The sequence below is a fragment of the Calidithermus timidus DSM 17022 genome, assembly GCF_000373205.1.
GTDB classification, from domain to species: domain Bacteria; phylum Deinococcota; class Deinococci; order Deinococcales; family Thermaceae; genus Calidithermus; species Calidithermus timidus.
Map to the genome: position 1 here is coordinate 178,018 of NZ_KB890700.1, position 21,866 is coordinate 199,883.

Below are 21,866 nucleotides of genomic sequence, written 5' to 3' on the forward strand. Positions count from 1 at the left end.
TCACTCCGGGGTGACGTAGGCTGCGGTGATGCCCCCGTCTACCAGCAGGGCCGCCCCGGTCATGAAGGAGGAGGCCGGGCTGGCCAGGAACAAAGCGGCCTGGGCGATTTCGCTGGCCTGGCCGAAGCGGCCCATGGGGATGTGCACCAGGCGGCGCTGGCGCTTTTCCGGGGTGTCCAGGTACTTCATCAGGAGTTCGGTCTGCAGGGGCCCGGGGCAGAGGGCGTTGACCCGGATGTTCTCGCGGGCGTGAATCACCGCCAGCTCGCGGGTCATGGAGAGCACCGCTCCCTTGCTCGCGGTGTAGGCCAGCTGGGGCGTGGCCGCGCCCAGGAAAGCCACGAAGGAAGCGGTGTTGATGACCACCCCGCCCCCGGCTCGCCTAAGGGCGGGAATGCCGTACTTGCAGCCCAGAAAAACCCCCTTCACGTTCACCGCGAAGGTGAGGTCCCATACGGCCTCGCTGGTGTGGATGGCGTCGTCGTCCTCGGCGTGGGAGATGCCGGCGTTGTTGAAGAGGATGTCGAGTCGGCCAAAGGCCCGCTCGGCCTCCATCACCATGCGCTCGGCATCGGCGGCTTTGGAAACATCGGCCCGCACGAAGTGGGCCTGGCCTCCAGAGGCCCGGATGCGCTCGGCGGTCTCCTGGCCTTTTTCCGAGACGTCCACCGCCACCACCTTGGCCCCCTCGCGGGCGAAGAGCAAGGCGGCCTCGAGGCCAATCCCGCTCGCGGCCCCGGTGATGAGGGCCACCTTATCGGCTAGTTGCATGAAAACCTCCAGCGTTGTCTCAAGTCGCTCAATCGGGTGTAGTGGTTTGGGGCCCCATTCATATCCGCTCGAAGTAGCGCTTGCGCTCCCAGTCGGTTACAGCCCGGTTGAAGGCCTGCCACTCGGTGCGGAAGAAGTGGGTGTAGTGCTCGTGGGCGGCCTCGCCCAGGGCCTCTTTGGCAAAGGCGCTCTGCGCGAAGCCCTCCACCGCCTCGCCCAGGGTGTAGGGTACGCGGGGCAGGTGGCGGGCCTGGTAGATGTCGCCCTGGAAGATGGGGGGTGGGGTGAGGTTTCGCTCGAGGCCCGCAAGCCCCGAGGCCAGGGCCGCGGCCAGGGCCAGGTAGGGGTTCAGGTCGGCCCCGCCGATGCGGCACTCGATGCGCAGCGAGCTGCCGTGCCCCACCACGCGGAACCCGGCGGTGCGGTTGTCGTAGCTCCAGGCCAGCCGGGTGGGGGCCCAGGAGCCGTCCTCGTAGCGCTTGTACGAGTTCACCGTGGGGGCGTACAGGGGCATCAGGTCGGGCACGTGGGCGATCCAGCCCGCCAGAAACTGCCCGAAGACGGTAGACCCCCGAACCGGCCCGTAGCTCTCCTCACCGGCGAAGGCGTTCTGCTCCTCTTTCCAAAGCGAGAGGTGGATGTGGCAAGAGGAGCCGGCCTGGCCGTGGTGGGGCTTGGCCATGAAGGTTACCGAGAGGCCCATAGAGTCGGCAATTTCCTTGAGGCACTGTTTGAATAGCACGTGCCGGTCGGCCATTTCCAGGGCCTCGGCGTAGCGCACATTGACCTCGTGCTGGCCCAGGCCCCACTCGCCCTTGGAATTCTCCACCGGGATTCCCGAGGCCTTGAGGTGCCGCCGCACCGCGGCGGTGAAGGGCTCCTCGCGGGTGCCCTGGAGCAGGTGGTAGTCCTCCAGGTAGTAGCCGGCGGGCTCGAGCCCGGCGTAGCCCTGCTTATGGGCCTCCGGATAAGAAATCTGGTAGAGGTAGTACTCCAGCTCCGAGGCGGCCATCACCGTATAGCCCAGGGCTCGGGCCCGCTCGAGCTGCCGCTTCAGAAGCGTGCGGGGGGCTACCTCCACCAGGGCGTGGGTGCGCTCGTCCTCGAGGTCGCACAGCACGATGGCGCTTTTCTCGAGCCAGCTCGCAGGCCGCAGGGTGGAAAGGTCGGGCACCAGGTGAAAGTCGCCGTAGCCCAGCTCCCAGTTGGCAAAGCGATAGCCCTGTACCGGCTCCATCTCCATATCCGTGGTGAGCAGGTAGTCGCAGCCGTGGGTGCCGTGCTCTGCCACCTGCTCTACAAAGAACTCGGCCTCAAAGCGCTTGCCCATGAGACGGCCGTAGTGGTCGGGAAAGGCCACCAGCACGGTCTCGATCTCGCCCGCATTGACCGCCTGGGACAGCCGGCTCAGCTTTCTCGCAGCGTCCTCGTTCATTCAAACCCCTTGTCGCGTTTCCAAGCTCAGACCTCCGCACCGATGCAGCGAACCACCCCCAGAGGATGTGCGTCGGTACCGGCCTCCCCTGCAAAGAAAGCTGGGATGGAGGGATTCGTCGCCTTCATCGCGATCAGGCCAGCCGCCTCAGCCTCAGCGAATCTCCCGCTGGGCCTCGGCAACGAGCGCGGCTTCCTCCTCGGGGGCCTGGGCCACCAGGCGGAAACGGCTAAAGAACCAGTAGTAGGCCATCATCAGCACCACGAAGACCGCCGTGCCCACCACCCCAGGCCGGTAGCTCTCCACCGCAAAGGTGGCGGCTAAGCAGACTAGGGCCAGGATGGCCCCCACCCAGGCCCCCGGTACGCCCAGCGGGCTCTTGTAGGGCCGGGGCAGGTCGGGGCGGGTGCGGGCCAGGCGGATGTAGGCGAACATCACCATGGCGTAGGAAATCACCGCGCCGAAGACCGCCATGTTGAGCAAGGCAGCCCCCACGCTGTCTGAGAAGGTGCTGATCAGCACGCACATCAGGAAGCCCACCACCGCCCCCAGAATGAGGGCATAGTGCGGGGTGTGGTAGCGGCTCACGATGGAAAGCCCGGTGGGCAGGTAGCCGGCCCGCGAGAGCGCAAAGATGAGCCGCCCGTAGGCGTAGATGATGGCGTGGAAGCTGGCCACCAGGCCGGTAATGGCAATGAGCGTCAGGAAGGTACTGGTCGCCGCATCACCAAAGACTGCTTTGAAGCCGAGTTCCAGTGGCGCGCCCGACTCCCCCACTTCCTTAGCACCCGCCACGCCGGTATTCAAAACAAGGGTCAGCACCGAGAGCACCAGAAGGGTGAGGATGCCTAGAATGAGCGCCCGGGGCATGTCGCGCACCACGTCATGCGACTCCTCGGCGGCCAGGGGGAGTTGCTCGATGGCCAGATAGAACCAGATGGCAAAGGGTAGGGCGGCAAAGACCCCGTACCAGCCGAAGGGGAGGAAGCTGCTGCCCCCCTCCGCAGGCACGATGTTGAAAACCTTCTCCCAGCTGAAGGCCCCGGAGAAAGCCGCCGCCAGGTAAAAGAAGACCAGCACCCCCAGGGCCAGCAGGGTCACGATGAGCGAAACCCTGAGCGTCAGGGCCGTGCCCCGGATGTTGATGCCCACAAATAGGGCATAGAAGACCGCCCACCAGATCCAAGCCGGTACCCCCGGAATCAGGGCGTTCATGTAGCCCGCGATGCCCACCACGATCACCGCCGGGGTAATCACGTACTCGATCAGGTCGGTAACCCCGTTCAGGTAGGCCCAGTTGGGGCCGAATGCGTTGCGGGTAAAGGAGTAAAAGCCCCCCGCGTGGGGCAGGGCAGTGGAGAGCTCGGCGATGGAGAGCACCATGGTCACATACATCACCGCTACCACGATGGTAGCCAGCAAAAGCCCGCCAAAGCCTCCCGCGGCCAGCCCGAAGTTCCAGCCGAAGAAATCGCCCGAGATGACCGCCCCCACCCCCAGGCCCCACAACAGCACCCAGCCCGCGCTCTTACGCAGACGCCGTTTTTCCAGATAGGTGTTGTCTACGTCCACGTAGTGCGCCCCGCGCACCTGCTTGGGTCTATTCTCCATTCCCCAACCTCCAGGCTATTTTTGCCTCAAGCCGATGAAAACCGCACCCTAATCAGTTGTGCCAGCCTTTTCACCCCCTCCTCCAGCCCCTCACCCCGCTCGGTCCCGAAGCAGAGCCGGAAGTGCATGGTCTCGTTGGTCTGCACCAAGAAGGCCTCCCCGGGTGTGAGGGCGACGCCCTGGGCCAGGGCTTGGTGGTATAGCTCCAGGGTGGAGAAAAGCCGGGGCAGGCTCACCCAACAAGAGAACCCTCCCTCGGGCTGGCTCCAGCGCACGCCTTCGGGCATGTGACGCTTCAGAGCCTGTAGCAGCACATCCCGGCGCTTCTGATAGATGGGAATGACCTGGCGGAGGTGTTGCTTGAGGCCGCCCTGGCGGATGAACTGGGCCGTGGCCCGCTGCAAGAGGGGCGGGGGGCCGGTGATGTCGGAGACGTTGTGCAGAGCGGTGAAGCGCTCGAGCAAGTCCGCGGGCGCCACCAGGTAACCGATGCGTAACCCCGGCATCAGCACCTTGGAGAGGCTGGCCAGATGCACAACCCGAGCCTCTAGGCCCATCTTTTGCGCCAGGGCCAAAAGCGGGGTGGGGGGAACCTTCTCGTAGCTCAGAAGGCCCAGGGTGTCGTCCTCCACCAGGCTAAAGCCGTGGGCCTGCGAAAGCTCCAAGAGCCGCCACAGCCGCCCCTCCTGGAAGCGCAGCCCGGTGGGGTTGTGGTAGCTGGGGATGGTGTAGTAAAAGCGGGGGCGGTGCCGCTTCAGAAGGGCCTCGAGCACCTCCAGCCGGGGGCCGCCTTCGTCCAGCGGCACGGGCAAGGGCTTCAAGCGGAACTGCTTGAGGATTCCCAGCAGGCCCAGGTAGGTGGGCTCCTCCAGCAACACCTCTTCGCCCGGCTCGGCCAGGGCCCGGCAGACCAGGGCCAGCCCCTGCAACCCCCCCACCGTGACCAACACCTCGACGGGGTCGGCCTGCACGCCGCGCTGCCCAAGCAGTTCGCTGAGGGCCACCCTGAGCTCGGGCTCCCCCATCACCGAGCCGTAGCCGAAGACCTCCCGGGCCCGGGGGCGCAGGCCCTCCAGGCAGCCCCAGAAGGCCTCATAGGGGAAGAGCTCGGGGTCGCCGGCGGCCAGGGCCAGGTTGTGCAGCACCCGGGCGTTTTGCAACCGGTGCAGGTCGGAGAGCACCAGGTCGGGCTCCAAGCGCTCGCTAAAGCTGGGCTGTGCGGTGGGCTGGGCCTGCGCACTCACAAAAGTACCCCGTCCCACCACCGACTCAATCAGCCCGTCGGTTTGCAGCTCGCGGTAGGCGTTGTGGATGGTGAGCCGGGTGGTGCCCACCTCGCGGGCCAGGGCCCGCACCGTGGGCAGCCGGGTGCCGGGGGGCAGCTCGCCGGTGGCGATGCGAGTGCGGAACTCCTCGGCGATATGGCGGTACAAAGCCATGTGTTTGCCCTGCCGCAGCCTGACCCGCACGCCCACACTGCCCTCCTTTGGATGGAGGGCATTATATGCGCAGGGTTAAAACAGGCGAAAGGTACAAGTTGGGAGATTGTGCTAGGACAATCCGGGCCGAATAAAACCAGCGCGGCCAAAGGCCGCGCTGGGTACGGGTGCGCCTTACTTTTTCTTGACCTCAACCTTGCTGGCTTCCAGACCGCTGCTATTCAGGAAGCCCTTGACCTCCACACGGGCCCCAGTGCGGTCGGCGCCGAAGAAGGCCTCGGCCGTCACCAGCTTGTCGTAAACCTCGTAGCGGGTGCTGGGGGTGACGCTGACCTGCACCCCGTTGACCTGGAAGGTGCGGGCCGCCGCGTCGAAGTGGGTGAGGGTGCCCTCGAGCTCGACCGGACGGCTCGGCGTCGCGGCATACCGCTTGACCTCAATCTTGACCGCGTAGGCCTGACCCGCGCTGTTGGCGCGGCCGGTATCGAACTTAACCTCCACCCAGTCGCCTACCCGCAGGTCGCTGAACTGGCCCTGGGCGTCGTTCCACTTGATGAGGGTGTTCGCATCGGCCCAGAAAGTCTGGTTGCCTACCTGCAAGGTGAGGGCGGCGGTGTCCACGGCGCTCAGGGGGCCTTCGATCTCGCCGGTGTAGGGGCCCGAGCCGCTGTGGCTGTACTTGACCTCCACCTCGTAAGCCATCAACACGCCGTTGCTCAGGCTGCCTTCTACCTTGACCCAGGCCCCCTCGCGCAGGGTGCCCTTGACCCGTGCGCCGGCGTAGTTCACCGTATACTCCATGAGCCGGAAGGTCTTGGCGGTTTCGTCCAGGTTGGCCAGGGGGCCGCTCAGCTCGAGCTTGGTACCCGGGCTGGTCATCCCATAAACCCGCACCTTGCTGGCCTGGATGGTCTGGCCACTTTGGGCGCCCTTGACCTCGACCATCGCCCCCTCGCGCAGGGTGCCCTGCACCAGGGCCGAGGCGTAGTTCACCGTGTAGGTCTTGAGCCCATAGCTGAAGGTGAAGGCGGAGGTGTTCAGGTCGCGTACCCGCACCCGCAGCGAGACCCGGCTGTAGGCGGGGTCGGTGGGGGCAATGGGCTTACGCTCGATGCGGGTGGCCACAATGGTATCGTCGTCCTGGGGTATCCCGGCCACCTTGACGTAGTCGCCCGGTTGGAGGTCGGCCAGGGTCAGGCGGGTGTAGGTATCGTCGGGGTTTTCCTCGTAGAGGTAGGTCATGGCGTTGACCTGAACCTTGAGCCCCAGCACCTCGAGGCTCCCCTGGGCTACGTCCACCGCGTCCACCACCCCGCGCACCCGGTACTGCACCTCCACTTCCCGCAGGCGCATGCGGTCTGCAGAACGCTCACCGCTCCCGCTCAGCACCACCCCCGGTTGCAGGGCCTGGGAAGTAGCTTCTTCTCCGTCCACTAACACACGGGCCCCGCTGGCGTCGAGCGAAAGCCCTCCCAGGGTAAGCTGCCCCCCGGCTTGCCCCACCACCCCGCTCAAGCTCACGCTTTCTGTGGGGGGCTGCGCAGAGGGATTGCTGCACGCTGCAAGCAGGAGCAAACCTACGAAGGCTAGTAAACCTGCTTTGTGCCTCACCTTTTCACCTCCGCCGGGAAGGATATACAGCGCGCATAACACACCCATAATGGAGCAAGGCAACGCTTCTTAATCTGGGCTTGAGCTTTAGGGAAAACGCCGGGGGGTTTTCCAGATCAGGCTGGGGCCCTGAAGCCGGCCTTCAACCAGCCACCACCCCTGGCCCGCGCTGGGAGGTGCAGGTAGGGAAGGGGGCAGCGCCACCCAACCTTCGGGGCCAGCGTAGGCCAGCAAGCGCACTTCTGCTTGGCCAGGAATGGTTTGGCGTAGGGCAAAGCGCCTGGTCGTGGCTCCGTCAAAAGTGTACCAAGCCTCCACCCACCCCCCTGAAAGGCCCAGAAGATGGGCCGGTCCCCGGAAGTAGCTGAAACGGGTAGGTTGTATAATTTCCAAGCCATCGGCGACAAAGGTTTTCTCCTGCCACACGCCTTCAGCCCGCAACCACATGCCTGGGGCCAGGAAAGGAGCCCAAGGTGAGTCGGTGGAGAGTTGACCAGCGCGGGTTGCCACCGTTCTATCGTGGGCCAGGCTAACCTCGGTGTATAGGGTTCGGTGAGAGTTTTTGTACTCTTTTTCCTCTTTATCTTTGTCTTTATCGTTGCTGCCCTTTTTATCTTTGTCCTTTCCATCGGCCCAGGCCAGGCTCGCTAGTCCCAGCAGCCAGCCCAGTAACCAACGGCGGCTCATCAACCTAAACACCAAGACCCCCTGGAAGTACCAAGGTTGCTTCCAAGCCACCCTGGGGGTGGTTGCGCAGCTCGAGCCGGCCCCCCATGTGCTCTACGGCCTGCCGCACAAAGGCCAGGCCCAGGCCCAGCCCTCCCGGCTGCCGGTGAGGGCGGTAGAAGGGCTCGCCCAGGCGGGCCAGGGCCTCCTCGGGCACCCCGGGGCCCTCGTCGCGCACCCGGAGGGTGGGGTGAGGGTTTTGGGAAAACTCGAGCCAGACCCTTCCACGGCTGTACTTGAGCGCGTTGTCCAACAGGTTTTGCACCGCCGCCTCGAAGGCCTCTTGCGGTAGTCTGAGCCGCGCCGGCTCGCTTTTGAACAGTACCCTCTGGCGAGCCTCCTCAGGCAGGCGCCGGAGCAGGGCCTCCAGCACCTCGGGCAATTCCACCTCGGTATAGCTGTCGAGCCCCCGGGCCAGGGCCAGCAGGCCGTTTAGGGTGTGCTCGACGCGCTCGAGGTTGCGCTCCAACACCGGGTGGAGGGCCTCGGGGGGCAAAGCCCCCAGCCGCACCGCTTCGGCGGTGGTCTTGATGGCCGCCAAGGGATTGCGCAGCTCGTGGGAGACGTAGCGGGTAAAGCTGCGCTCCCGCTCCAGGGCACGGCGTACTTTTATCACCATCTGATTGAAACTTTGGGTTAGACGGGCCAGCTCGTCCCGCCCCTGTACCGGCAGGGGCTCGGGGAAGCGGGCCTGGGCCAGGCTATGGGTGGCCTGCTCGAGGCGCAGGATGGGCCGCAGCAAATAGAGGCGCAGCCCCCAGGCCACCAGCAGCGCCAACCCCACCGAGAAGAGCAGGGTAAGCCCGCCGGTGCGCAGGTACTCGCCTAAGGCCCGGTTGTGCTCGCTTTGGCTCAGGGCGACCTCGAGCACATACCCATTGGATAGGGGCTGCCGGTATGTCCACCAGTCGGGGTCTTGTTCGGGGAAGGGGCCGCCGCCTTCGAAAATGAGCCGGTCTTGTTGCAGCAGGCGGAAGCGCCCCGCGTAGCCGGAGAAACTCGGAACTTTTTGCGGGTTTAGGGTGGGGATGGGCTGGTGCAGATCCAAGGCCTCCGCCACCAGAAGGGCATACTTCTGCAGGTCGGTGCGGAAGTCTTGGTCAAGCGAGCGGCTAAAGCTCCAGTAGCCCAGCCCCATCTGTAGCCCGGCTACCCCCAAGACCAAGCACACCAGCCCCAGCAGCAAGCGATCACGAAACCCCAAGGCGGTATCCTCCCGGTACGGTTGCCACCACCTCTGGCCCAAGCTTGTTCCGCAGCCGGGCCACCCCCATCCGCACCGCGTAAACCCCCGATGTGGCCTCGGGGAAGAACTTGATTAAAAGCTCCTCTAGGGTAAAAACTTTCTCCGGGTACAGGGCAAAAGCCTCCAGCAGGGCAAATTCCTGCTTGCTCAGGTTAATCTCCTGCCCTTCCCAGTAGACCCGCCGGTTTACGAAATCCACCCGCAGCGGCCCGCGTTCAAACCCGCCTCGCTTGACCTGGCTTTCGCGCCGCAACAGGGCCCGCACCCGGGCCTTGAACTCAGGGATATCGAAGGGCTTGGTCAGGTAGTCGTCCCCACCCAGATCCAGGCCCTCCACCCGGTCTTCTAGGCTGTCGCGCGCGGTGAGAAAGAGGATGGGGTTCAGGAAGCCGCTATCCCTAAGCTTGCGGGCCAGCTCAAACCCCGCGTTCTCCCCATCGGGCAGCATGACATCCAAGACCAAGAGGTCGGGCTCGGCCTCGGCCAGAAGGCGGTAGGCCTCCTCGAGGCAGGTAGCCCAGCTTACTTCGTAGCGTTCCTGGCGCAGAAGGGCCGCTAGGGCCTGGCCTAGGTCGGGTTCGTCCTCTACCAGCAAGATGCGCATGGAACCTGGCTCCTAAACTACCCCAAGGGCAATCCCCACCTTTGTAGAGTCGGCGAGCGATTAGTCGCCGTGTTCTTCCTCCTCCTCATGCACTTCGCCCTCTCCTTCGCTGCCAAAAGTCGCCCTCAACCCGGCCAGGAAGGTTTGCAGCTCTTCGGGGGTAAAGCGGGCCTCCGGGTGCATAAGGGTGTAGAGCTTCGGGGGCATGTAGCCCTCCAGCACGGCTTCCACCACCTCCTCCCCCTCATTTTCCCCCAGGCCCCACTCCGAGACATTGAGCTCGGCGCGACCTTTTTCCACATCGTACTGCACCAGCCAGGAGATGGGAGCGATGTGGCTGTACCAGGGCCAGCGGGTCTGGTTGCTGTGGCAGTCGCCGCAGGCGGACATGAACATCTCGCGGGTTTTTGGGCTGTCCCAGGCCGGCTCGATCTGTACCGGGGGGTTGCTGTGGTCGCGTCCGTAGGGCACCATCTGGGCTACCCCTGCCAGGAGCGCCACAAACCCCAGCACGACCAGAAAACTCTTCACGAAGGGCATAGGTGGTTTTATCGGTACTTGACCTCAATTTGGTAGACCACCCAGCGCCCCCCTTCCCGGTAGGCTTTGATCTCTACGTAGTCGCCCACCTTGGGTCGACCGTACTTGTAGAAGACCCTATCGGCTAAGTTGTATTGTTGGCCGTTCAGGCTAATCGTGCCGGCCTGAGGGTTGAACTGTGTCAGGCGGCCTTTGACCTCCAGGTACCCAGAGCGCTTGTACTCCTTGTATTCATAGCCATCGTCCCGGTAGCGGTCTGGGGAAGCCAGGGCCCCAAAGGAAAGAAGAACCAAGACCGTCGCCAGGGTGATGCGCTTGAGCAGGTTGAGCATAACCTCTACCTCCGGGGCACATTTTGCTGGCCTGGTATAACAAAACGCTAACAGTCGGCCCCGAGTTGCTGATGAGCAAGGCTGCGCCGAGCCTACGCTACGTCTATCGGGCCCCGGACGGGCAGACCCTGTACGGCGAGACCCCGGCCCTCTTCCGGCAGAGCGGGGGGGTGCGGCAATAGCGGGAGTGGCTCTTGGCCATCGGAGTACTCAGCGGCTACTGCTACTAAATGTCAGCAGAACCTAGTTGGTGATTCCCTTGCTACGTCCCAGCCTCACCGCGTCCTCGTAGTAGGGATAGGTGGAGTTGTTTTGGTTGGCGGCGACCCCGTAGTATTGCAGGTTGAACCCGTCACCGGCGAAGCGTAGCTCGGTGATCTGGCAGATTTGGCCGCCCGGCAAGTCGGGGCGCACGAACTGACGCACCGCGTCGGGATCGGTGGGACGCCGCAATTCGAGCCCCAGCGGGTCGGTGTAGCCGTAGCCGTCGATCTTGCCGTCGGTGAGGTCTACGTCGCGGTTGTAGACCACACAGAAGCCCCGGCCCTCATCCCCTCCTGGGATGTTGAACCAGCGGTCCAGGCCCGCCCCCCCCACGTCCGGCATGGAAGCGCAGGTGTGGTAGAGGTTGGGGTCCGACGGGTCGAAGGGGTTGCGGATGAGGGGCTGGGGAGCGCAGCGGCGGATCCAGTCCACGGTGATATAGGAGCGGTTGCCGCTGGTGAGAAGGGTGTTCAGGTCTACGGCGGCGTAGGGGCCATAACCCTGCTGGTCGGTGAAGGGGAGGCCGCGGTGAGCCCCGTAGCGGTAGCGGGGATCCTGCTGCGGCTTGGCCTTGGGGTGGATGATCTTGATGTTGTCGTGGGCGCTTTCGGCGTAGCCAGTGTTGGCCATCAGGTGCACGTCGGCCAGCAGCCTCGAGCCGGCATCGGCGATGGTGACACCCCAGGTGTGGTGCTCATTGACCGCGATGTTGTCGTGGGCGGTGGCCTGGTGGAAGTTCACCATCCAGGCGTTGCCTTCCCAGTAGAAGCTATAGTTCTTGTTGCCTTCGCGGTACTCCTCGAGGGGCTGGTGGCAAGAGGTGCAGAAAGCGGTCTTGTTGGCTTTGTCTGCGACGTAGCCATAGCCTTGGTTCAAGGCGGAGGCCGCTTCCTTGATGAGCTTTTCAATCTCGGGCAAGGGCTTGGAGCCGTGCTCGTGGTCGAAGTAGCACCAGTAGGTGCTGTCGATGGGGGGATGCCAGCCGTGACGCCATCCCCCATCGGGGTCACGCACGTTGTAGGAGTCGTGGACCCAAGCCGGGCACTTCTGGTTGGGCCTGGGCTCCTCGAGGCCCGCAGGATAAGCCGGGGGCTTGGAGGGCGTGCCATCGGCTTCGGCCAGCAAGAAAGCGGGGGCGACGTTGCCGAACTTGCCGAAGCGGTGGAGGCCGGCGGAGAGCACCTTCACGTACACATCTACCCGCTGGGAGCCGGAGTCGGAGTAGGCGGGTGTGCTGGTGAACGAGCCCTCCTTCACCCATCCCTGTTCTTGCATCCACGAGGGCAAAGAGCCATAGAGGGCGATGCCCACCTTGGCCTCGCGGCGCAAGTAGAACTCGCTCTCCAGGTCCTGCTCCTCGTTGAGGGCCAGGTAGTCCCAGCCGGCGTAGGGGCCGGGGGCCTGCACCACCTTGCGGGTGGGGTTGGCCAGGTCGAGCTTGGCCCCAGCCTGAAACTGGCGCGGCTTGTAGACCATGTTCTGACGGGTGCGCCAGGTGGTGGGGGGCTGGCTCGAGCAGGGCCCGATACAGGCGTCGTACTGGGTGATGAGCACCCCATCTCCAGCCGGTGAGGTGGGGGCAGGTGGCTTGTAACCCCCCTGCGGGCTGCTGGTACACGCGGCCAGCAGGACGATCAGCAGGCCCAGCCCAAGGGCCCCTGCGCGCTCCCGAAAGGAAGTGGAGGATCGTTCGCTATTCATCATCTTGGCCTCAAGGAGGTAACGGAATGTAACTCCGCCCGTTATTTATAGATGAGGCGACGACGCCCCTCCTTTAGAGGGACTTAAAGCCGCGTTTAGCTTTCTCGCGATTTGCGCAAAAACTTTACCCCAATACCCGAGCTTGAGGCCAGACTGATGACGACCTGAAGGGTGAAATTCACAAGGCCCCATTATGACAGGCTTTCCGACTGAATTTTCGGTGTGTTAACTTCCTTTAATGCCAGTGAAAACGCCAGCCTCTACGAGCCCAAAAGTCCGCGATCGATGTGATGTTTTGGAGACAAAGCCGGCTGTGACTGGTTTTTTAGGATAAATTGAGCTTTCCTTTAACATCACCCTGCGGTATGCCGGCGGCTTTGGGCCCTCGGCGAAAGGCAGGGTCCGGGGGCGGGAGGCTCGAGGCTTGCGATCAAAGACTCCCTCCCCACCAGCAGCGCTCGACTCGTCGCGTTCCCAACATTACGCCGCGCGCCGTGCAGCATCAGGGGCGGCTGTAGGCGGTATTTGTGGGAGCCGCGCTCAGTTGCGGCTGATCTTGCGGGTGAGGAAGTCCATGAGCACGTAGCGCCCGATGTTGGCCGGGGTGGTCAGGTAGGCCTTGCCGCGGGTGATCTGGGTGAGCTTCTTGACGAAAGCCAGCAGCTCGGGCTCACGGGCGAGCATGAAGGTGTGGATGGGGATGCCTTCCTTGCGTGCCAACGTGGCTTCCTTGAGGGTTTCGGCCAGGATCACGGGATCGAGGCCCCAGGCGTTCTTGTAGATCTGCCCCGAGGGCAGGGTGAGGGCGGAGGGCTTGCCGTCGGTGATCATGATGATCTGCCGCATCTCCCCGCCCATCTTGCGCAGCAGCTTGCGGGCGAGCTTGATACCCTCGGCGGTGTTGGTGTGGTAGGGTCCCACCTGCACCGTGGGCAACCGGCCCAGCGGAACCTCTTCAGCGGAGTCGTGGAAGATGCCAAAGCGCACCTGATCGCCAGGGTATTGGGTGCGGATGAGGTGCGACAACCCCAAGGCCACGCGCTTGGCCGGGGTGAAGCGGTCTTCGCCGTAGAGGATCATGGAGTGCGAGCAATCTAAGAGCACCACGGTGTTCATGGCCGCGGTGTACTCGGCGAGCTCGATGATGAGGTCTTCTTCCTCGAGGTTCTCCATCCCCTTCATGACCGCGCGCTTGAGGGTCTCGGAGATGTTGAGATTGGGTTGATCGCCGAACTCGTAGGGCTTGGTTTCGCCGCTGGCCTCTACGCCTGAGGAGTAGTGCCGGGTGGCGTGGGCGCCGGGGTTGTTCTTGCCCAGAGCCCCCATCAACGAGCGCAGCGAGCGCAGGCCCAGGAAGTCCACCGACTTGTTGGTGAGCTCGAGGCGGGTCTCCTGGGCCTCGCCCTGCATTCCCTGTCCCTGAGCGGGCTCGGTAGGGTCGTTGCTGCCGAGTCGGATGAAGCCCTCGTCCTGTAGGCGCTGGATGAGCCTCTGGATCTCGCGGTAGAGACGCGTGTCCTCCTTGCGGTTGGCGAAACGGGCCTCACGCATCCACTCCTCGGGGATGCGATCCTGCTCGAGCAGCGCCTGCAAGAGGGCGTCGTAGAGGTCCTCGAGGGTGGGCTGGCGGTCGGGGTCGGGCTGATAGCGGTTGTAGGGGTCGGAGAAGCCCGAGTCGAGGAGGAAGTCCTCGAGCATGTCCATGAGCTCGGAGCTCGTCAGGTCGTCGAGGCTGGCTTCGTACTTGCTATAGCGAACGCGCATGCTGCCTCCGGCAACGCCGAGCGCTAAACGCCCAACGTCCGACGCCAGGGAAGAGCCCAGCCCCGGCGGTTGGCATTGGGCGTTCGGCGTTTGACATCTCAGTTCCCGCTTCCCCAGCGCTCCCGCTCGCGCTCGATGGGGGCGCTGTAGCTCTCCTCACCCCGTGCGATCTTGCGCCGGCCGGCCAGGCCCTCGAGGATGAATTCCCCCGCAGCCACCAGGGCTTCGGGGGTATTGTGGCTTTCCAGGCGGCGGGCGGCTTCCAGCAGACCGGGCACCTGCTCCATCTCCCTCAGAGCGCCCCTGGCGTCTTCGGGTAGGGTCAGCAGGTTGCCCTGGGTGAAGTAATCGACGATCTCATCGGTCTTGAGCCCCTTGGAGCGCTCGCCGTAGGCCGTCGCGAAGGCTTTGAGCAGCAGGTCGCGGGCCACCCGCTCGGCCCCTTGCAGCTCGCCTTCGTACTCGAGCTCGATCTTACCGGTGATGGCGGGCAGGGCGAAGTAGAGATCGATGGGACGGGCCACGGTGCGCTCGCCGTACTGCAGGGCACGGCGCTCGGCGTTGGAGGCTACGAGCTCGAGCAGGCTGATGGACAGGCGCTGGGAAACCCCTGAGGTCTTATCCACCCGCTTGTCCTCGCGTGCCATGAAGGCCACGGCCTCGCTGGCCTCGGCCACGTAGGAGGGGATGTAGAGCCCCTCCTCGCGGGCGGTCCAGGCTTCCTGCTGGGTGATGGCCAAGCCCTCGTCGAGGGTCCTGGGGTAGTGGGTGCGGATCTCCGAGCCGATGCGGTCTTTGAGGGGGGTGACGATCTTGCCGCGGGCGGTGTAGTCCTGGGGGTTGGCGGTGAAGGCGATCCACACGTCGAGCTGCAGCCGCACCGGGTATCCCCGAATTTGCACGTCTCCCTCTTGCAGGATGTTGAACAACGCCACCTGCACCTTGGGGGCGAGGTCGGCGACCTCGTTGATGCCGAAGATACCCCGGTTGGCGCGGGGCAACAAACCGTAGTGCACGGCCTCGAGATCGGAGAGCCCTGTGCCGCGCCGCGCAGCTTTGATGGGGTCGATGTCGCCCAGTAGGTCGGCTACGGTGGTGTCGGGGGTAGCCAGCTTCTCCACGTAGCGCTCGTCGCGCGGAACCCAGACGATGGGGGCGTCGTCCCCGGCTTCGGCGAGCAGGCGCTTGGCCTCGGCGGAAAGGGGTTTGAGGGGATTGTCGCGCAGATCGGTGGGCAGGGCGGGAATCTCCTCGTCGAGGAGTTCGGTCATCTGGCGCAGGATGCGGCTTTTGGCCTGCCCCCGCAGCCCCAGCAAGATGAAGTTGTGGCGGGCCAGCACCGCGTTGACGAGCGCGGGGATCACCGAGTCGTCGTAGCCCTGGATGCCGGGGAACAGCCGCTCGCCTGAGCGTAGCTTGGCGATGAGGTTCTCACGGGCTTCGTCTTTGACGCTGCGCCGGAGCTTCTCCATGGGGTAGGAGCGCTTCAACTCACCTAGGGTTGTGGCCTTCATGGAGGGAGTGTACGCCTCGAGCCCCAAAATATATGTGGATTGGCTTTCAAGTGTTTTTTTATCGGCCCCCGGGCGCATTGGCCATCTAAATTGGCATTTGTGAGGGTTTTTTCCGTGCAGTGTGCTTGGGCTGTAGCGCGCATCAGTCGCTCAGCTCGGCGATCAGGGCCGCGACCAGCCGCCCCGGCCCGTGAACCCCCCGCACCATGACCTGCCCGATGTCTGCCGACTTGCTGGGACCCGAGTGCAGCCCGATGGCTGAGGGGAGGTCCTCCTTGAGCGCCCGAAGGGCCTCGAGCAGCCTTCCGTACACTTTTTCTTCCGGCACGAAGACCAGGTGGGTGGGGGGGAGCAGCCCAGTGTGCCGCCCCTCGCGGCTGGAGAGCAGCACTGTTCCCGTCTCGGCCACCGCGCCCAGGGCCCAGGAGATGCCCAGCGGCGCCTCCTCCGGCGGTAGGGGGGGTAGGTCGGGGTAGAGCACGGGGGGCACCATCCGGCTCACCGCCGCGCCGCTGAAGCTTTGGGCGAAGCCCTCGAGCCACTCCCGCGCCCCTCCCAAGTCGGGGAGCCGCACCACCTCGCCCCCGTTGCTGCTGAGCCGCTCGCCGAAGAGGGCGACGGCTTCCTCGCGGGAGAGAGCGGGCAGGGTAAGGGGGTCAGGGAGGACGGGGCTGGGGCGGTGCTCGAGGGCCCGGCGAACACGGGAGAGGATGCGCTCGCGCATTTGCCGGAGTATACGCCTTGACGCACTATCCAGGACAAGAACATCGCCCATACGGCGTCTGTTGACGCTGACCAATGAACGCCGTATCTTCATTGTAGATACTTATGCGAACTAAAGTGCAGCAGTGGGGAAACAGTTTAGCCCTCCGGATCCCCAAGAGTTTCGCGGCAGAGCTGGGCCTGAAGCCTGAAGCTAGGGTAGATCTTCGCCTTGAGGACGGCAAACTCTGGCTCGAGCCGGTGGACAAGCCGCGCTACCGGCTCGAGGACCTGATCGAAGCGATCACCGAGGAGAACCTTCACGCCGAGCAGAACTTCGGGCCGGTAGTGGGTCGAGAGGTCTGGTAGTGCCGCCCTATGTGCCTGAACGTGGTGACCTGATATGGCTGAGCCTGGACCCGCAGGCCGGGCACGAGCAGCGGGGGCGCCGCCCCGCGTTAGTCCTGTCTCCGGCGGCCTATAACGGCAAAACGGGCCTTGCGCTGGTATGCCCGCTGACCAGCCAGGTCAAAGGCTACCCCTTCGAGGTAGCGCTACCGGAGGGCCTTTCGGTAAGTGGGGTGGTGCTGAGCGACCAGCTTCGCAGCCTGGATTGGCGGGTGCGCCGGGCCGACTTTATCTGTAAGGCGCCCTACAGGTTGCTCGAGGAGGTTGTAGCCAAGATCGCGCCGCTCCTCCTGGGAGATCGGTAAAAGGAAACTGCCGCCAGATGCGACCAGGCAGCTTGTCCGGTAGAACAGGGCGTGGTCAGGCAGTTGGCGCAGCGCCTCAGTCGATCCCCTCCTCCCACAACTCCCTGAAGCTCCTGGGGCTCGGCTGCAACCCGGCCCGGCCCTCCACCCAGGCCTTGAGCACCGGGACTACCGTGTTGTCGAGGGCTTTCTTGGGTAGCAGACGCAGGGCTTTGGAGGCCAGGCGGTAGGCCCAGGGCTGGGTCATGGCCAGGGCGTAGCCCTTGAGGGCGGTCCTCTCGAAGCGGGGGGTGAGGCCCTCCTCGACGGCGCGGTGGCGCCAGGTGAGGAGCAGCTTGGGGATGGGGATGCGCACCGGGCAGGCCTGGAAGCAGGCACCGCACAGCGAGGAGGCGTAGGGGAGGGGCTTGGTGTTCTCCAGGCCCACCAGCCCAGGACTCAGCACCGCACCGATGGGGCCGGAGTAGACGTAGCCGTAGGCGTGGCCGCCGGTCTGGCGGTAGACCGGGCAGGCGTTGAGGCAGGCCGCACAGCGCACGCAGCGCAAGGTCTCCCAGGCCTCATCGTCGGCCAGAACGCTGCTGCGTCCGTTATCCACGAAGACGACGTGGACTTCCTCGGGGCCGTCGGTCTCGTCGGGGCGACGGGGGCCCTGGATCAGCGAGACGTAGGTGCCCAGGCGCTGGCCGGTGGCGGCGCGGGCGGTGAGCGAGAGAAACACCGAGAGGTCGGAGAAGCGGGGCAGGAGCTTCTCGATGCCCACCAGCGCGACGTGGAGGCGGGGGGTGGAGGTGGAGAGGCGGATGTTGCCCTCGTTCTCGATGAGGACCAGCGTCCCGGTCTCGGCCACCACGAAGTTGGCGCCGCTGATGCCCAGGTCGGCCTCGAGGAAGCCCTGTCGCAGCAGTTTGCGGGCCGCCGCCGCCAGGGCGTCGGGCGCGGCGTCGAGGGGGGTGCCGAAGCGCTCGTGGAAGAGCCGGCGGATCTGCTCGAGGTTGAGGTGGATGGCCGGGCCCACGATGTGGCTGGGGGGCTGCTCCAGGAGCTGGATGATGTACTCGCCCAAGTCGGTCTCGAGCACCTTCACGCCCAGGCTCTCGAGCAGCGGGTTGATGTCCAGCTCCTCCGAGAGCATGGTCTTGGCCTTGACCGCGCGCTTCACGCCCTTCTCGCGCACCAGCGCGGCTACGATGCGCTGGGCGGCTTCGGCGTCTTCGGCCCAGTGCACCCGAACACCGCTTCGCTCGAGGGCTGCCTCGGCCTGCTCGAGGTAGTGCTCGAGGTTCATCAGCACGTGGTTCTTGACGGCTTCGGCGAAGTGGCGCCACTGCTCGGAATCCACCTCGGCATAGGCCGCACGGCGCTTGGCGTCGAAGTTGAGGGTGGCCCCCGTCACCGACTCGCGCACGTGGGGCTCTTCCCGGATGACCCGCGCCGATTCCTTGGGGTATTCGTTGGCCCTAAGCCGCATGGGGATCCTCCTTGCGGTTTTGTGTTGCTTCCCACAGCACCGCGGCCAGCGGTTTGACGGGGAGGGGCAGTCCACGCTTTTGGATGCGGCCCGACAGGTGCAACAAGCAGCCGCCATCGGCGCTGGTGAGCACGTCGATCTCGGGCAGGGTCGAGAGCTTGCGGTCGGCCATGCCCAGCGACACCTCGGGCAGCTTGACCGAGAACAACCCGCCGAAGCCGCAGCACTCGGTAGCGGCGGGCCAGTCGACGATCTCGGCCCCGGCGCCCCGCAGCAGGGCGATGGGTTCGTCCTTGATGCCCAGCTCGCGCAAAGCGTGACAGCCGTGGTGGTAGGCGATGCGCTGCCCGGCGAGGCCCTGCCCCAGGCGGGTGATGCCCAGCACCCTGACGATGAACTCGGCCAGTTCGTAGCTCCTGCTGCTGAGGCTGCTGACGCGGGCGAACATTTTGGGGTTGTCGCGGTAGAGCTCGGGGTAGAAGGCCCGCAGCATGGTGGTGCAGGAGCCCGAGGGCAGCACCACGTAGTCGGCGTCCTCGAACACCCCCAGGGTATGCTCGGCCATCTGGCGGGCCTCGCTCCAGTAGCCCGCATTGTAGGCGGGCTGGCCGCAGCAGGTCTGGGCCGGGGGGAACGCTACCGTGCAACCGAGACTGCGCAGCAGTCGGACCGCCGCCACCCCTGCTTCGGCGTAGAACTGGTCGACCAGGCAGGTCACGAACAGCGCCACTTTCATGTCGAGCCTTAGTCTCGAGTCGGGGGCGGGGCTTTGTCAAATGTCCGTAGGAGGGTGTTCTGAAGCCCAGGTAACCGAATCGATTGAAGCCCGGCTAGACCATCCGCCTTGCGGAGGGTGGTGGCGTCCCTTGGGGGGATGCACGACGCCCCGGCTCCTCGCCGATGGCTGCGGCCTTTTTTACCCCGCTTCTTCCTCTCCATCTGCCAACAGCGGCAGGTACACCGCGAAGCGGGTTTTGCCCGGTTGGGAGGAGACCAGGATGCGCCCCCCGTGGGCCTCGGCGATCTGCTTGGCGATGGCCAGACCCAGCCCCGTGCCGCCCTGGGGGCCTCGAGCGAAGCGCTGGAAGAGGCGGGGCAGCAGCTCGGGCGGGATGCCCGGCCCGTCATCGGTGACCGAGAAGGCGGCCCACTTCTGGGTCTGCAGCGCTCCGGCTACTGCCGTGTTGGCCGGGGGAGCCTCGTCTGTCCAGGTGCGCACCCGCACCCCCTGGGGCCGCCCGGCGGCCCGGACCGCGTTGGCGATGAGGTTGCGGGCGAGTTGTAGCAGGCGGTCGGGGTCGCCCAATACCTCGGGGGGATTGGGCGGCAGGAACAGCGTCACGCCCGGGTACTCGCCTACCGCCTGGCTCAGCAACTCGCCCAGCGGGACGATGTGGGGGTTGACCGTGCGCTCGGCCTCGCCCCTGGCCAGCGAGAGCAGGTCGCCGACCAGCCTCGAGAGGTGCTCGGCGGTTCGGCGAGCCCGCAGCAAGGCCTCGGAATCGCCGGGATTGCGCGAGAGTCGGTCCAGGTTGCCGTTGAGGGCGGTGAGGGGGGTCCGCAGCTCGTGGGAAACTTCGGCCAGGAAAGCCCGCTCCCGGCTCTGCGCTTCGCGCAGGGCTTCCAGTAGCGAGTTCACCCGCTCGATGATCTGGCCCAACTCGTCGGAGGGCCCGTTGTAGGGCAGGGGGGTTAGGTTGTTGGGGCCTCGAGTGCGCACCGCCCAGGCAGCCCGTTGCAAAGGGGCCAGTGCCACCCTGCCCGACACCGCCATCAGTAGCGCGCCTATGGGCAGCAGCAGAAACAGCGTCTGCAGCAGTGAACGGGCCACGCCCCGCGAGATGTTCTCGATGAAGGTGGTGTCCTGGCTGACCGCGAAGACGCCTACTTGCTGGGTGCGGATGTAGGCGGCGCGGAAGGTGGGGGCTCGATAGATGCGGGGAGCCATCCCGGCCTGCAGCACCACCTCCTTGGGCAACTGCTGGGATTTATCGGCAATCTCGTAAGGTTCCCCTGCTTCCGCGCCGTCCAGCTTGTAGATGGTGATCAGGGTACCGCCCGATTCCGCTGAGACCCCGCCGGGGTTGGGGCTGTCGTAGAGTTCTCCCAGGCGCTGGGCATCGTGCAACAGGGTTTGCTCGACCTGCCGGTACAGCCCCTGGCGCACCGCGTACGTCGTCACTCCCACCGCCAGCAACAGCAGCACGCCCCAGATGACGGTGTAGGCCAGGATCAGGCGAAGGCGGAAGGTCATATGGGTCGTACGTCCTACGGCGTACGCAATCCGCAATACGCCAAATGCCAGGGGCCGTACGCGAAATGCTTAGCCCCTGACCCTCGGCATACTTTGACGGTTGTCATTCCCTGCTCGCCTACTCCTTATCACGCTGCCGCAGCGCGTATCCCACGCCGCGGACCGTGCGCAAGTAGCCGTAAGCTCCGGCTTCGCGCAGCTTGGAGCGCAGGTTGGCTATGTGCACATCGACCACGTTGGAGTCGCGTTCTAAGGGCCGGCCCCACAGGTGCTCCTCGATCTCCACCCGGCTGAAGACCTTGCCAGGGCGCGTGCACAGCAGCGAGAGCAGCTCGAACTCCTTGGGTGAGAGCCTCATCTCGTGGCCGTCGAAGTTGACCTGGCGCTTAGCCAGGTGCACCTCGAGACCCCCCACCCGGATCTGCTCTCCGCCCTCACGGTGGCGAAGCTGCACCTGGATGCGCGCGAGCAACTCGGCGGGGTGGAAAGGCTTGACGATGTAGTCGTCGGCCCCGCCCGACAGCAGGCTCACTTTGCGCTCCACCGAGTCGGCGGCGGTCAGCACGATGATGGGTACCTCGGTGCTCGAGCGGATGCGCCGGGCTACTTCGGCCCCGTCCAAATCCGGCAGTCCCAAGTCCAGGATCACCAGGTCCGGGGGGACTTCGCGCAGCCGCACCAGCCCGGCCATGCCTCCGTTGGCCCAGTCCACGTTGAAACCTGCCTCGCCCAGCTCGAGCTGCAACAGGCGGGCGATTTCAGGGTCGTCCTCGATGAGCAAGATCTGTTTCATCGTACCTCCGGCAACACCTTGCCACCGGGCAGCTCCAGGCGATAGGTGCGGGTCAGCAACTCGTTGGGGCTTCTCCCTGACCTGCAGCCACACATCGCCCCTGGAAGCACTGAGCCCATTGTACACGTGAATCCTGCCGGGTGTCCGAATAATCCCCTCGGCTCCTTGGATACCCTGATTGGCGTGGGTTTGGAGGGGGTTATCAGGCGACGCTGGCGCACCTGATACACCGCATAGACCGTGCGGTAATCGGGGGAGACCAGTCGCAGCTCGCTGCCATGGGGAATCCAGGGCAGTTGGGGCAGGGGGTCAGGCCGAGGATCCAACCAAGCACGCCCCATAGTCTGGGGAGTGGGGATTCGGGGTGAATGGGAG

At 65.0% G+C, this 21,866-nt stretch carries 19 protein-coding genes; 2 read left to right on the plus strand and 17 right to left on the minus strand.

Annotation, left to right across the window (positions count from 1 at the left end; translation table 11 throughout):
• The 13 genes from B047_RS0113840 to B047_RS0113910 form a co-directional block, all read right to left on the minus strand.
• Positions 1–771, minus strand: coding sequence for a glucose 1-dehydrogenase (locus tag B047_RS0113840; RefSeq protein ID WP_018467570.1), 771 nt, complete (start codon positions 769–771; stop codon positions 1–3).
• A gap of 58 nt (positions 772–829) precedes the next feature.
• Positions 830–2,206, minus strand: coding sequence for a glutamine synthetase family protein (locus B047_RS0113845; RefSeq protein ID WP_018467571.1), 1,377 nt, complete (start codon positions 2,204–2,206; stop codon positions 830–832).
• A 153-nt stretch (positions 2,207–2,359) separates the two neighbouring features.
• The gene (eat, locus tag B047_RS0113850) at positions 2,360–3,817 is read right to left on the minus strand and encodes an ethanolamine permease (protein ID WP_018467572.1); all 1,458 of its coding nucleotides are present in this window, start codon (positions 3,815–3,817) and stop codon (positions 2,360–2,362) included.
• A 26-nt stretch (positions 3,818–3,843) separates the two neighbouring features.
• Positions 3,844–5,292: an aminotransferase-like domain-containing protein gene (locus tag B047_RS0113855; RefSeq protein ID WP_018467573.1), complete on the minus strand. Its 1,449-nt coding sequence runs from the start codon at positions 5,290–5,292 to the stop codon at positions 3,844–3,846.
• A gap of 138 nt (positions 5,293–5,430) precedes the next feature.
• Positions 5,431–6,777 (minus strand): DUF5666 domain-containing protein, encoded by a 1,347-nt coding sequence (locus B047_RS0113860; RefSeq protein WP_018467574.1) that lies wholly within the window; start codon positions 6,775–6,777, stop codon positions 5,431–5,433.
• A gap of 781 nt (positions 6,778–7,558) precedes the next feature.
• Positions 7,559–8,797, minus strand: a complete 1,239-nt coding sequence (locus B047_RS16890) for an ATP-binding protein (protein ID WP_157205938.1) — start codon at positions 8,795–8,797, stop codon at positions 7,559–7,561.
• Positions 8,784–9,443, minus strand: coding sequence for a response regulator transcription factor (locus tag B047_RS0113875; protein ID WP_018467577.1), 660 nt, complete (start codon positions 9,441–9,443; stop codon positions 8,784–8,786). Before B047_RS0113875 ends, B047_RS16890 begins: the two co-directional genes overlap by 14 nt.
• A 60-nt stretch (positions 9,444–9,503) precedes the next feature.
• Positions 9,504–9,983, minus strand: coding sequence for a heme-binding domain-containing protein (locus B047_RS0113880; protein ID WP_018467578.1), 480 nt, complete (start codon positions 9,981–9,983; stop codon positions 9,504–9,506).
• An 8-nt stretch (positions 9,984–9,991) separates the two neighbouring features.
• Entirely contained in the window at positions 9,992–10,315 is a 324-nt protein-coding gene (locus B047_RS0113885) for a hypothetical protein (protein WP_018467579.1), read from the minus strand.
• A gap of 243 nt (positions 10,316–10,558) precedes the next feature.
• Positions 10,559–12,280, minus strand: a complete 1,722-nt coding sequence (locus tag B047_RS0113895; RefSeq protein WP_018467581.1) for a hypothetical protein — start codon at positions 12,278–12,280, stop codon at positions 10,559–10,561.
• Between the two features lie 540 nt (positions 12,281–12,820).
• The gene (locus tag B047_RS0113900; protein WP_018467582.1) at positions 12,821–14,044 is read right to left on the minus strand and encodes a vWA domain-containing protein; all 1,224 of its coding nucleotides are present in this window, start codon (positions 14,042–14,044) and stop codon (positions 12,821–12,823) included.
• A 98-nt stretch (positions 14,045–14,142) separates the two neighbouring features.
• Positions 14,143–15,558: a sigma 54-interacting transcriptional regulator gene (locus B047_RS0113905; RefSeq protein ID WP_018467583.1), complete on the minus strand. Its 1,416-nt coding sequence runs from the start codon at positions 15,556–15,558 to the stop codon at positions 14,143–14,145.
• Positions 15,559–15,700: 142 nt separating this feature from the next.
• Positions 15,701–16,282, minus strand: coding sequence for a LutC/YkgG family protein (locus tag B047_RS0113910; protein ID WP_018467584.1), 582 nt, complete (start codon positions 16,280–16,282; stop codon positions 15,701–15,703).
• A 104-nt stretch (positions 16,283–16,386) separates the two neighbouring features.
• Here B047_RS0113910 and B047_RS0113915 point away from each other — a divergent pair, with 104 nt between their 5' ends.
• Positions 16,387–16,629, plus strand: coding sequence for an AbrB/MazE/SpoVT family DNA-binding domain-containing protein (locus tag B047_RS0113915; protein WP_026234900.1), 243 nt, complete (start codon positions 16,387–16,389; stop codon positions 16,627–16,629).
• A gap of 11 nt (positions 16,630–16,640) precedes the next feature.
• Entirely contained in the window at positions 16,641–16,973 is a 333-nt protein-coding gene (gene mazF / locus B047_RS0113920; protein WP_245533751.1) for an endoribonuclease MazF, read from the plus strand.
• Positions 16,974–17,049: 76 nt separating this feature from the next.
• Here mazF and B047_RS0113925 read toward each other — a convergent pair whose 3' ends face one another.
• The 4 genes from B047_RS0113925 to B047_RS0113940 form a co-directional block, all read right to left on the minus strand.
• A complete protein-coding gene (locus B047_RS0113925) occupies positions 17,050–18,444 on the minus strand; it encodes a LutB/LldF family L-lactate oxidation iron-sulfur protein (protein ID WP_018467587.1) in 1,395 nt (464 codons plus the stop codon).
• Positions 18,434–19,180 carry a (Fe-S)-binding protein gene (locus B047_RS0113930; RefSeq protein ID WP_018467588.1) on the minus strand — a complete coding sequence of 249 codons (747 nt, stop codon included), beginning with the start codon at positions 19,178–19,180 and terminating at the stop codon, positions 18,434–18,436. The genes B047_RS0113925 and B047_RS0113930 overlap by 11 nt, the downstream gene beginning before the upstream one ends.
• 180 nt (positions 19,181–19,360) lie before the next feature.
• Positions 19,361–20,698, minus strand: a complete 1,338-nt coding sequence (locus B047_RS0113935; RefSeq protein WP_018467589.1) for a sensor histidine kinase — start codon at positions 20,696–20,698, stop codon at positions 19,361–19,363.
• Between the two features lie 118 nt (positions 20,699–20,816).
• A complete protein-coding gene (locus B047_RS0113940) occupies positions 20,817–21,491 on the minus strand; it encodes a response regulator transcription factor (RefSeq protein WP_018467590.1) in 675 nt (224 codons plus the stop codon).
• Between the last annotated feature and the right edge of the window lie 375 nt (positions 21,492–21,866).